This is a genomic window from Vibrio kanaloae (genome assembly GCF_024347535.1).
In the GTDB taxonomy this organism is placed as follows: Bacteria; Pseudomonadota; Gammaproteobacteria; order Enterobacterales; family Vibrionaceae; genus Vibrio; species Vibrio kanaloae.
Genome location: NZ_AP025498.1, coordinates 1,360,688 through 1,373,119, shown reverse-complemented (window position 1 = coordinate 1,373,119; position 12,432 = coordinate 1,360,688). Strand labels below are relative to the sequence as shown.

General features: G+C 46.6%; 8 protein-coding genes. 1 reads left to right on the top strand and 7 read right to left on the bottom strand.

The window, feature by feature from the left end:
• Nucleotides 1-124: 124 nt before the first annotated feature.
• From fruA to fruB, 3 genes are read right to left on the bottom strand one after another with little or no spacing between them, the layout of a single operon-like run.
• Nucleotides 125-1,867, bottom strand: a complete 1,743-nt coding sequence (fruA, locus tag OCV24_RS20310) for a PTS fructose transporter subunit IIBC (RefSeq protein WP_150878939.1) — start codon at nucleotides 1,865-1,867, stop codon at nucleotides 125-127.
• Between the two features lie 15 nt (nucleotides 1,868-1,882).
• Nucleotides 1,883-2,860, bottom strand: a complete 978-nt coding sequence (pfkB, locus tag OCV24_RS20305; protein ID WP_150878941.1) for a 1-phosphofructokinase — start codon at nucleotides 2,858-2,860, stop codon at nucleotides 1,883-1,885.
• Nucleotides 2,861-2,869: 9 nt separating this feature from the next.
• Nucleotides 2,870-4,003 (bottom strand): fused PTS fructose transporter subunit IIA/HPr protein, encoded by a 1,134-nt coding sequence (gene fruB / locus OCV24_RS20300; protein ID WP_150878943.1) that lies wholly within the window; start codon nucleotides 4,001-4,003, stop codon nucleotides 2,870-2,872.
• A gap of 375 nt (nucleotides 4,004-4,378) precedes the next feature.
• Between fruB and cra the strand changes: the two genes are divergently transcribed.
• Nucleotides 4,379-5,383, top strand: coding sequence for a catabolite repressor/activator (gene cra, locus OCV24_RS20295; protein ID WP_017058510.1), 1,005 nt, complete (start codon nucleotides 4,379-4,381; stop codon nucleotides 5,381-5,383).
• 85 nt (nucleotides 5,384-5,468) lie between these two features.
• Here cra and OCV24_RS20290 read toward each other — a convergent pair whose 3' ends face one another.
• The 4 genes from OCV24_RS20290 to nirB all read right to left on the bottom strand — a co-directional run bounded on the left by OCV24_RS20290 (nucleotide 5,469) and on the right by nirB (nucleotide 12,085).
• On the bottom strand, nucleotides 5,469-7,259 hold the full coding sequence (locus tag OCV24_RS20290; protein WP_150878946.1) for a bifunctional protein-serine/threonine kinase/phosphatase: 1,791 nt from the start codon (nucleotides 7,257-7,259) through the stop codon (nucleotides 5,469-5,471).
• Nucleotides 7,260-7,406: 147 nt separating this feature from the next.
• Nucleotides 7,407-8,876 (bottom strand): NarK family nitrate/nitrite MFS transporter, encoded by a 1,470-nt coding sequence (locus tag OCV24_RS20285; protein ID WP_150878947.1) that lies wholly within the window; start codon nucleotides 8,874-8,876, stop codon nucleotides 7,407-7,409.
• 142 nt (nucleotides 8,877-9,018) lie between these two features.
• A complete protein-coding gene (gene nirD / locus OCV24_RS20280; protein WP_048610959.1) occupies nucleotides 9,019-9,363 on the bottom strand; it encodes a nitrite reductase small subunit NirD in 345 nt (114 codons plus the stop codon).
• Between the two features lie 139 nt (nucleotides 9,364-9,502).
• Complete coding sequence (nirB, locus tag OCV24_RS20275; RefSeq protein ID WP_150878949.1) at nucleotides 9,503-12,085, bottom strand: nitrite reductase large subunit NirB; 2,583 nt, start codon at nucleotides 12,083-12,085, stop codon at nucleotides 9,503-9,505.
• Nucleotides 12,086-12,432: the final 347 nt, after the last annotated feature.

The window sequence follows — 12,432 nt, the reverse complement described above, 5'->3', positions numbered from 1 at the left end:
TAGATAGTTCCAATAAAAAGGCTCCTCAAATGAGGAGCCTTTGTTTTAAGGAGCCGTTTTACCAAGAAACCGGTTATCAAGAGCCTCTGGTTATCGGGTTGAACCGTTAACCAGAGTAGGGGGATTAAGCCTCTGCAGTTGCCTTAGAGTCGCTCATCTTTTTAAGCGCAGCGTAACCGAAACCAGTTACAGCTGTACCCGCTGCAATCGCCACTAGGTACATAAGAACTGGAGAGATAGCACCAGGAATTAGTAGTACGAATAGACCGCCGTGTGGAGCCATTAGCTGAGCACCAAACATCATTGATAGTGCGCCAGTTAGTGCACCACCTGCCATACAAGCTGGGATAACACGCATTGGATCTTTCGCTGCGAATGGAATTGCACCTTCAGAGATGAAACATAGGCCAAGAACGAATGATGCTTTACCTGCTTCACGCTCGCCTGCTTCAAACTTGTCTTTCACTAGGAAAGTCGCAAGACCCATACCTAGAGCTGGAACCATACCTGCTGCCATGATTGCAGCCATTGGTGCGTAAGTTTGCGAAGCCAGTAGACCAACACCAAACGTGTAAGCCGCTTTGTTTACAGGGCCACCAAGGTCGAAACACATCATTGCGCCTAGAATCACACCCAGAAGAATCGCGTTAGACGTTCCCATGTTGTTTAGGAAAGTTGTCATTGCGCTCATCACGCCAGAAACAGGGCCACCCACGATGTAAACCATCACAAGACCAGTGAACAAACTCGCGATAAACGGAATGATCAGGATTGGCTTGAGGGCTTCCATGGACTGTGGAAGTTGAACCTTGTCGGCAATGAATTTCGCTGCGTAACCGGCAATGAAACCTGCTGCGATACCACCTAGGAAACCTGCGCCCGTTGAGCTAGCCAACATACCGCCGATTAGACCTGGAGCCAGACCCGGACGGTCAGCAATTGAGAATGCAATGAAACCAGCAAGAACAGGAATCATCAGTGCGAATGCTGAACCACCACCGATAGTCATCAGTGCTGCTGCTAGTGTGCCTTCTTCTTTAAACGCTTCGATACCGAATACGAAAGAAAGAGCGATGATCAAACCACCCGCAACAACTACAGGAAGCATGTGCGATACACCTGTCATTAGGTGCTTGTACACGCCTTTCTTCTCGTCAGCAGGCGCTGAATTTGAAGATGCTGTATGTTGGTATGGTTTAGCTTCTGCGAACGCTTTTTCCATTTCTTGCTTTGTTTTCTTCAAAGCAGGACTTGTTGTTGTTTTGTATAGCGCTTTGCCGTTAAAACGATCCAGTGGAACGTCAATGTCGGCTGCGATGATAACAAGGTCAGCGTCTGCGATTTCTTGGTCTGTCAGTTGGTTCTTCGCACCTACAGAGCCGCGAGTTTCCACTTTGATTTGGTGACCTAGGCGTTTGCCTTCTGCTTCAAGCGCTTCAGCGGCCATAAAGGTGTGTGCAACACCAGTTGGGCAAGCGGTAATCGCTACGATCTTCTTGCTGCCCGTCGCTGGTGATGTGCCAGTAACCGCAACCGTTTTTTCAACTTGAGATGCGTCTAATACTGTTGCTTCTGCTGTCGCTTTCTCAAGAAATGCTTTTGCATCAGCTGTGCATTCAGAGATTGCCGCTTGGTATACTTTCTTGCCGACAAAGCGCGCTTTATCAACGTTTGTGTTGGCTGCGATAACCACAACGTCGCTGCTGTCGATAGCGTCTTGCGATACGGTTGAGTCAGGTAACACGCTTGATTGACATTCAATAGCGGCGTTCCAACCCAGTGCTTTTGTCGCTTGCTCTAACAAGCCTGCGGCGATGATGCTGTTTGCTACGCCACTAGGGCAAGCTGTGATAATGGTAATATTCATAATAAACCTTTTGTCCTATTTGCTTGTGTCTAACTGGCTAGTTGGAGCACTAAGCGACTGTAATTGGATATTTTGTAGTACTGATTCCAGCTCTTGTTGGCTGGTGATGCCCACGCCTACCTGTGAAACTGCTAGAGCAGATAGGGCGGTTGCGAATTTAATAAGTTCTGGTTTTGGCATCTGTTGCATGTGACCCCAACATAGACCAGCAACCAATGTGTCACCTGCGCCTACCGTGCTGACTACTTGCATGCGCGGTGGTTGAGCATGTAACCATTCACCTTGGTTAAGCCACATCACGCCTTCAGCGCCAAGTGATACCACGATATTCTCGATGCCTTTTTCACTTAGGGCTTGGCCCGCGTGTTGGCATTGGTCACGAGTTGTCAGCTCTGCATTGAACAGCTGAGACAGCTCTTCATCGTTTGGTTTGATTAACCATGGTTGTGCATTGATACCGGCTTTAAGTGCGTCACGGCTGCTATCAAATAGCACCTTCTTACCTAAATCGTGTAAGCGTTGAACCCAAGAAGCGCAAAGCTCAGGAGAGATACCTTGTGGCAAGCTGCCTGCAATGACGAAATAATCGTGCGTTTCAGCAAGTTCTAATAGGGTTTCTTCGAACGCTTTAATCGCGTCAGCATCAACAGGAACACCTGGGAAGTTGATGTCGCTTACTTGGCCTGAATTCTCTACCAATTTCACGTTAATGCGAGTTGCGCCATCAACACGGATGAAGCGGTCAGTTGCGCCCATCTCTTCAAACAGTTGGCAGAACGCTTCTTCGTTATTGCGACCAAGGAAACCTGTTACGGTCACTTTCGCGCCAAGCTCTGAAAGAACTTTTGCGACGTTTACGCCTTTGCCCGCTGCATGCAGAGAGCCTTTGTTTACTAGGCTAACTGAACCTACATTTAGTGCGTCGATAGCGCCTGTCAGGTCTAGAGCAGGGTTAAGCGTTACGGTAACGGCTTTGATTTGTTTATCAGACATATCGACTCCTTAACCTTCGCCAAGGCCTGAAGCGATAGCTTTACCAATCGATTCAAGTGCTTGTGCTGCATCGTCACCTTCAGCAACAAACTGAAGCTGGTGGCCGTGTTTAACGCCAAGTGCGATGACTTTCATCAAGCTCTTCGCGTTCACTTCTTTTCCGTCGCCATCTAGGTTTGAAACGCGGATCGTTGATTCGAATTTCTTCGCTTCAGCCACTAGCATTGCACCCGGACGAGCGTGCAGACCGTGTGCGTTTTTGATTTTGAATACTGCGCAGTTGTCATCGTCTTGAGACGCTGTAGAAACCGCTTCACCTTTTAGAAGGCCAATTACTTGCGCTGCGTCAGCGGTTAACAGTTGTTGCTGTTTACCTTCGAAAACCATCTTGCTTAGGTTTGCTAGAATCGATTGGTGCGCGCTGTTACAAGCGGCGAATGCAACCAATGCTTTCACTGGTGTGCCTTCGAATTCACAATGGTTCGCTGTTGAAACGAAAGATACGCCAGTGCGAGTTACGCCTTTATCGCTGCCCAACAACCACAGGCCTTGGCCTAGGTGAGTCGGTGTTTTTGTTACTAGGTCAGCAACGAATGCGTTGTCTGTGCAACCTGTGTTCTTAAGTAGGCCACCTGCAACAGCAGACATTTGAATCATGTCGCTTGCAGGGAACAATAGCTGAACCAAAGAAGCGTCTAGGTCGGCTTCTAGCTGAACGTCACCGTTAAGTAGGGCGATGATTTCGTCTTCTGATTTCGCTTGCTTTAATTTCTCTTCAACACCGTCTGCTGCTAGAACCTTCGTTAGCTGCTTAAGGATGCCTAAGTGCTCGTCTGATTTCGCCGCAATACCAATTGCTACGTAAACACGGTTGCCGTCTGCCCAATCAATACCTTCAGGGAAGTGGTGTACCGCAACGCCTGTCTCTTTCACTAGGCCACGAGTATCCGTCGTTCCGTGAGGAATCGCGATGCCGTTACCTAGGAACGTAGAGTTCTGGTTTTCACGGTTCAGCATTCCTTCAACGTAGCCAGAGTCAACTAAGCCTTTCGCGGTCAGGTCGCCAGCAATGTTCTGGATAGCTTTGAATTTGTCTTCGGCAGATTGGCCTAGAGTGATGTCAGATTTTGATAATTTAAGCATGGTGCCTCTTTAGCGTATAGCTTGAGAATTTGTGTATCGCTACGATTCAGTCTAGAACAATATTTTCTCGTTGCTTTGCTCTTTGTTCGACGTTGGCTGAATCGATTCAGCATTCAGTGTAAAAAAATTCAGCAAAGCCGATTTTGGTTTTCAAAATAGTTTTGCTGCGTGTCGTAATTTCAGTTTCGTTAATAACTAGAAGTTGAATCACAACAAATGACGCTTAATCCATACAAAAGGATGATTGAAGTCACTTTTCAGATTTTGCTGAATCCTTTCAGCTTTCATACTGAATCGATTCAGCCTATAATTCAACTAATCCGAGGATCAGATCATTGGTTATATGATCCTACGCACAAAATACAGGTCACCCATATGACACTTGATGAAATTGCTAAATTGGCTGGAGTATCGAAAACCACGGCCAGTTATGTGATCAACGGCAAGGCGCAGAAATACAGAATCAGCGAGAAGACTCAGCAGAAAGTCATGGCGGTTGTGGAAGAGTTCAACTACCGTCCAGACCATGCAGCGTCGTCGTTGCGTGCTGGTAATAGCCGTTCATTTGGTTTGATTATTCCGGATTTGGAAAACAGCAGTTACGCGCGTTTAGCAAAACTGATAGAGCAGAACTCACGTAAAGTGGGCTACCAGATTTTGATTGGTTGTTCTGATGATGACGCTGAAACCGAACGTAAAGTTGCGGAAGCCTTGGTGAGTCGTCGTATCGATGCTTTGCTGGTTGCGAGTTCCATGCCAGACGCCAACGAGTTCTACTTAAAGTTGCAAAACTCAGGAACGCCTGTGATCGCAATTGACCGTCCGTTAGATGACGAGCACTTTGCTTGCGTACTTAGTGAAGATTTTGAAGCTGCGTTTGAACTGACGCATTCGATTCTCGATGACAGTATTGATAGTGTTGGTTTGATAGGTGCATTGCCAGATCTAAACATATCACGTGAACGCCAGTTGGGTTTCGAAGCGGCAAACAAAGCGTATGGTCAACAAATCGGACTGTCAGAAGACAAACCTACCGTTGTGGGTTACGGCGCGCATTTTGACAGAGAATCTGGGCGTGAGATTTTTGAGGGTTGGATTGCCAAAGGCACGGTGCCCGATGCGATTGTCACTATGTCTTACACCTTGTTAGAAGGTGTGCTGGATGTGATGGTCGAAAAGCCAGAACTGGTTAATCAAGTGAAGTTGGCGACCTTTGGTGATAACCGGCTGCTCGACTTCTTGCCTTTCAAAGTCCACTCACTGCCGCAGCAGTTTGAAGTGATTGCCGATAGTGCCTTTGCTTTGGCGTTAAATGCATCGGCTAAGCGTTATCAAGCTGGCATTGAGCTCGTGCCGAGAAGCTTAGTGAAACGAGGCTAGATCGATCTTTACGGTTAGCTTGAAGCCTCGCGTTTAGCTCGAACTTGGGTTTTAATCCGCACTTGGTTTTAACTCGAACCTGTAATTAACTAGAACTCAGCAATAAGCCCATTTCTACAATGGCAACAATGCCGAGCAACAAAGCCAACACTTTCCAAAACTGGATTGGGTTTCGGTTTATCAAAGGTTGCTTGGCTTTGCTTTTGACCAAGCTTTGGTTTGGTGTGTAAAGGTCTGCCACAAAATCTCCCAACACTTGATGACGTTCGCTTGGCGATTCCGAGCAGGCTTTCTGTAACACCAAATCCACCCAGCTTGGTAAGTCCGCTCGTTTCTGAGTGATGGGTTGGTATTCCCATTGATGGTGGCGAGATTGCTTAAGCGATTGCGCGGTCATTTCAGAGTAGGGTAATGCACCTGTTAGCATCTCATAGCCGATCATAGCAATAGAGAACAGATCTGAGCTGGTGGTGGCCGTGTTGTGCTTGATGGTCTCGGGTGCAATGTAATTGACCGCGCCTAATGGTGTGTCGTCCTTGTCGGTGAGCCCCCCCTCTTCAAGGCCTCTCACTAACACCGCACCAAGGTCGATGATTTTGATGTTGCCATCGCGTTGGATCATGATGTTCTCGGGCTTTAAGTCTCTGTGAACCATGTCGGCACGTTGTAATACACGAATACCTTGTGTGATTTTTTCTAGGATCTCGCGAACCTGTTCGAGCGAAGGCTTAGGGTTGTCGTACATCCATTGCCTTAGCGTCACCCCTTCAACCCATTCACAAATTTGATATAGGAATTGAGAGTGTTCAGGCGTTGGGTAAACCTTCATTACTTTATTGTTATTCAACAAGATACCTGCCCATTGCTCGTTAAAGAAAGCTCTCAGCTGTGCTGGGTCGTCATGATATTGAACCGACGGTACTTTGAGTACGAACTCTGTTTGTGTCTCTTTTTGCATGACTCGGTATACGTGACTTCTAGATCCAGCATACAACACCTCAAGCACCATAAAGTTGTCGATACTTTGCCCAAGCTTTAACGCGGGTGGGATGGCACGTTTAGCCAGCTTCTCATGGAATTCAATGAGCGAAGGTTTAGGTAGATGACTTATTTGAACAATCAAGCAGCTTACGTTGTCCGAACTGTTGTGGCTTAACGCTGTGTTACATATGGTTTGAGCGGCGTATTCGAAATCCACTCCGGGCTTATCGATGTGTTCTTTAAAGGTATTGGGAGACACAAACTCGTGTACACCATCAGATGTCAGGATAAAACAGTCGTTTTTTTTAATAGGAAGCGTTTGATAGTCAACGTTGAGTTGGTTATCCATGCCTAAGGCGCGTGTTAGATAATGCTTCTGGCCCATATTTTTACGGGTGTGGTCGCGGGTCAGTTGGCGTAATTCACCATCTCTTAGTAAGTAAATGCGACTGTCGCCAACGTGGAAGATATGTGCGGTGTTCGATTTTAATATCACGCTGCTGAACGTCGAAACGAGGGCATTGTGGTTCACTTGTTGTGCGGGATGAATATTAGAAACAGACGTGTTGAAGAGCCAAGAATTGAGGGACGTTAAGACCTTTTGCGCCGAACGTTGAATGCTCCAGCTTTGGGGAGTAGCGTAATAGTCGTCGATAAACTGCATCACGCTGGTGTGACTGGCTTTCTGGCCATGTTCACTGCAACTTGCGCCGTCTGCTATGCAGGCGACACTGCCTTTCAACTCTTGCTCAGTACGAGTTTTGGGGTGCTTTACAATGATGGCGTCTTGGTTTTCATCACGTATGCCTTTATTCGAATAACCACCAAACTTAAGCGTTAACTGGTTGTTGGATTCTGGCGTGATAACTTGCCCTTGGCTGAATGAAATTGTCATAATTGGTCTTCTTATTACCTGCTTTTCTTCCCGCTTCCTTGACAGAACACCCTAGGAAGAACAAAAGCCCTAGTGAACCTAGAGCCTTTGAACGCAGTACCAAAGTGGTGAAACACACCTCGGTACTACTCCCGATTCAATGAGTGGTTAGCTCGATACGTTAATCAAGGTCACGCTACCGTCGTCGTTTACTTCGGCGATTTGACCGTTAGGCTCTTCCATGAACAGTAGAGTTACAAAGCCAAGTACCGCTGTTGCAGCAATCACTAAGAAGAACGTTTGGTAGCTCACGAATGACAACACAGTTAGGTAAACTACCGCACCCACGTTACCGTAAGCCCCTGTCATACCAGCAATCTGACCTGTCATACGACGCTTGATTAGAGGAACTGTTGCGAATACCGCACCTTCACCTGCTTGCACGAAGAAAGAACACGCCATCGCCGCGACAACCGCTAGCCATACAGGCCATGTGCTGTCGACTTGCCCCATTGCGAAGTAACCCGCAGCAAGACCAATCGTCAGAATAAGCAGTGTTGGTTTACGACCGAACTTATCTGAAATCCAACCGCCACCTGGGCGAGACATTAGGTTCATAAAGGCGTAAGCCGATGCAACCATACCTGCAAGAACCGGTGTTAATTCAAAGGTTTCAGAGAAGAACAACGGCAGCATAGAAACCACAGCCAGTTCAGAACCAAATGTCGCGAAGTACAATACGTTAAGTACCGCAACTTGCTTGAATTTGTACTGGTGAATCTCTGGTACTTCTTCTTTAAATACGTTCTTGTTTACTTTCCAAACTTGCGACACTTCGTACACGTAAAGCGCAGCTAAACCTGCATACACAGAGTAAACCGCCATGTCAGATAACATGTTGATGTTGCTTGGTGATAGCTTCCATGTCAGTAGCGCTAGTGCGGCATACATTGGGATTTTCATAATAAGTAGGAAGAAAAAGTCACCCTTTGATGTCACTTCCATTGCCGTTACTTGAGCTGGTTTGAAGTAAGTCGAACCTTTTGGTGTATCTGACACGTTTTTGTAGAAGATAAACGAGAACGCTAAGCTCATAAGGCCAGTAATACCGACCGCATAACGCCAGCCGTCTTCACCACCAAATGCTAAAGCCAGAGTTGGAAGCGTGAATGCTGCCGCTGCTGAACCGAAGTTACCCCAACCGCCGTAAATACCTTCTGCAGTACCCAATTCATTGTGTGGGAACCACTCAGACACAAGGCGAATACCGACAACGAAACCTGCACCAATGAAGCCCAGTAGGAAACGAGCGATTGCCGCTTGAATGAAAGAGTCTGCCAGAGCAAACATAAAACAAGGGATTGAACAGATAGCGAGTAGCGAAGAGTAGACCAATCTTGGGCCATATCTGTCGGTCAACATACCAATGGCGACACGCGCCGGAATGGTCAATGCAACGTTGAGAATAAGCAGTGTTTTGATCTCTTCAGTAGAAAGACCAAGTGACGTTTTTACCATTTGCAGTAGTGGGGCAAAGTTGAACCACACAACAAAGGTGATAAAAAAGGCCATCCAACTTAGGTGTAAGGTTTTCATCTTACCCGTAAATGAAAGCAGCGAAAATTTTGTGTTATCCATGGTTTAAATCCTTTAAATCTGGAAAATTACCCGGCTTTAGCTCGTGCGTTACTTCCGAAATTCGAACGCATTAATGTGGCTAAACCCTGTGCCGAAATTGCTCACGCTGATAAAGCGTTTACATGATGATGTCGGCGTTTAGTTAACTGGCGATAGCAAGCGGTGCGAGAACCTGAACCTGTTCTCCTTGCTTGCGAACTTCAAATTTCACGAGCTTGAGCTCAGGCTGTTCAAGACATTCGCCAGTTTCTAAGTGGTAATGCTGCTTGTATAAGGGTGAGGCCACGTAAGGTTCTCCGCTTAATGAACCAATTATACCACGTGACATCACATTCGCCTTGCCGATAGGGTCGTAATTAGAGAGCCCATAAAGCGTGTCACTGCGCTTGCAGTAAAAAATAGCCACTTGGTTATCGTCTACTTTGGCGCAAATACCACCGTTTGGGGTTAAGTCCCGGGTGTTGCATACGGTTGTCCAATTTTCCATGACTTTCTCCTAGTCAAAACATAAAACTAATAATCAATTTAATTAGGGTGATAGCCGACAGCAGTTTTCTTGGGCTGCGCCGCTGTCGACTATCGATATTGGGTTTAGTTGTTACTGATTCACTGACCGTCAATTCGGCTTACGAAACTTCCGTGACTTCGATTTGGTCAGCCTTGGTTAGCTTTTCATCGCGTTTTGAATTTGAACCATCACTCAAGCTCGGCTTAGGAAAACGCTGCTCTCGTTCTTTGATGAATGACAGGCTAGTGTCCATTTCTTCGCTGTTGATGTAGTGCTGGAAACGTTTCATTTTTTCAGGGTTTTCGATGGTGGTTTTCCATTCACACTGGTACTTCTCGATGTTGAGTGCGATGTCCGCTTCGAGTTCTTCAGCAACGTTGAGCTTGTCTTCAATCACGACTTGTTTGAGGTATTCAATGCCGCCTTCGAGGTTCTCCATCCATACCGATGTACGCTGTAGGCGGTCTGCGGTACGTGTGTAGAACATCAGAATGCGGTCGATGTATTGCAGCAGGGTGGTTTCATCAAGGTCGGTCGCGAAAAGGTCACCATGGCGAGGGCGCATACCGCCGTTACCACAGATGTAGAGGTTCCAACCTTTGTCGGTAGCGATAACACCAATGTCTTTCGATTGGGCTTCTGCACATTCACGAGTACAGCCTGAAACCGCAAACTTGATCTTATGTGGTGAACGTAAGCCTTTGTAGCGGTTTTCTAGTCGAATCGCTAAGCCAACACTGTCGTCGACGCCGTATCGACACCAAGTGCTACCGACACACGATTTCACGGTACGTACCGATTTACCGTAGGCGTGGCCCGTTTCAAAGCCTGCATCAATCAGTTTTTTCCAGATGATAGGCAGTTCGTTAAGTTGTGCGCCAAACAAGTCGACACGCTGACCGCCTGTGATTTTGGTATACAAGTCGAACTCTTTAGCGACTTCACCAAGCACGATCAATTTATCTGGAGTAATTTCACCGCCAGCAATACGCGGAACCACCGAGTAAGTGCCGTCTTTTTGCATGTTGCCAAGGTATATGTCGTTGGTGTCTTGCAGTTCTATGTGTTGATCTTCAAGGATGTAATCGTTCCAGTACGAAGCCAGAATCGAACCGACAGCCGGTTTACACACGGTACAGCCCAATCCGTTGCCGTGAGAATCTAACAGCTCATCGAAGGTTTTGATTTTGTTGACTCTGATGATGTCGGTAAGCTCTTGGCGAGAATAAGCAAAGTGCTCACAGATATCGTTAGAGACTTCCACACCTAGGTTACTTAGCTCGCTATCGAGAACCTGTTTAGCAAGGGCAGAACAACCGCCACAACCTGTTGAAGCATTAGTGGTTTCTTTCAATGCAGCCATCGTGGTGCAGCCTGCTGAAACGGCGTCTTTAATGTCACCTTTGGTCACATCGAAACATGAACAAATCACTGCACTATCAGGCAGAGCTTCAACACCCATTGCCGAACCTGAATCATCGGCCACGTTAGGTAAAATCAACACTGATGGGTTTTCAGGAAGAGGCATGTCATTTTGCTTTATTTGCAGTAGCGAACCGTAAGCTTCGGCGTCACCGACTAAAACAGCACCGACAATCTTCTTACCATCAGCCGAGATGATCAGGCGCTTATAAACTTGTTCAATTTCATCGTTATAGGTATACGATTGAGCGCCTTCCGTCTTGCCGTGTACTTCACCAATACTGGCCACATCGACGCCAAGCAGCTTGAGCTTGGTGCTCATGTCAGCGCCAGTGAACGCAGCGTCGTCAGTACCGTCAGAAACAATATGCGAAGCCGCGACTTTCGCCATGGAATAACCGGGCGCCACTAAGCCGAAGATCTTGTTGTCCCAAAGCGCACATTCTCCAATGGCGTAGACGTTGTCGATATTGGTTTGACAGTGATTGTTGATCACAATACCGCCACGCTCGCCAATCTCGACATCAGAGCTTCTTGCTAGCTCATCTTGAGGGCGAATACCGGCAGAGAATACGATCATATCGGTTTCTAAATGGGTGCCATCGGCGAAGTTCATGCGGTAGCGAGCGTTTTCACCGTCGACTATTTCAGAGGTCGCTTTCTCGGTATGAACCTGCACACCAAGGTCTTCAATTTTTCTGCGCAGTAGGGCACCGCCACCGTCATCTAATTGAACGGCCATTAGGCGAGGCGCGAATTCAACTACATGGGTTTCCAAACCAAGGTTTTTGACTGCGTTTGCGGCCTCTAAACCAAGCAGACCACCACCAATCACCACGCCAGATTTGCTGCCTTTGCTTGAAAGTTCGATGGCGTCTAAGTCTTCGATGGTGCGATAAACGTGACAGTGTTCTTGGTCGTTACCGGGAATAGGGGGAACAAAAGGGAAAGAGCCCGTCGCCAAGATTAGCTTGTCGTAACTTTCAACATGGCCACTTTCAGTGATGACTTGTTGATTGGCGGTGTCTAGCTTGGCAACCTTCTGGTTCAACAAATAGTTCACGCCGTTGCTTTGGTAATATTCTTCACTGGTCAATGACAGGTCATCAGCGCTTTTACCATTAAAGTAAGCCGTTAGCTGAACACGGTCGTATGCTAGCCTTGGCTCTTCACTGAAAGTAATCACATCAAATTCATCACTGTCTGATTGCAGGATGTTGTCGATAAATTTGTGTCCAACCATGCCGTTACCAACAACGACGATTTTCTTCTTGCTCATAATCCATTCCTTATTCTCGGCGTCACCATTACTAGCATCTAATTTCTAGTCGTTAGCAGATGAATACCGGGTTGAGATTCCACTCAATTCATAATCATCAAGAAAAACAAAAATGTTTTTTTTCTAAGTCTTGGTTTTTAGTGGAGCAAGGAGGGTGCCAGATTACGGTTTGTTGATTTAAATAAAAAATAACTTATAATTTTCAGTGATTTAAAAAATAAGGGTAGCACGCAATTACCCCTAAAGTGGTATTTAAAATTTTTGTTAGATTTATATAAATGAGCATTTGTGGTGCAACTTTCCGCAAGATGGTGCAAAAATTAAGTTTCTATCTTGGTTAAGTTCTA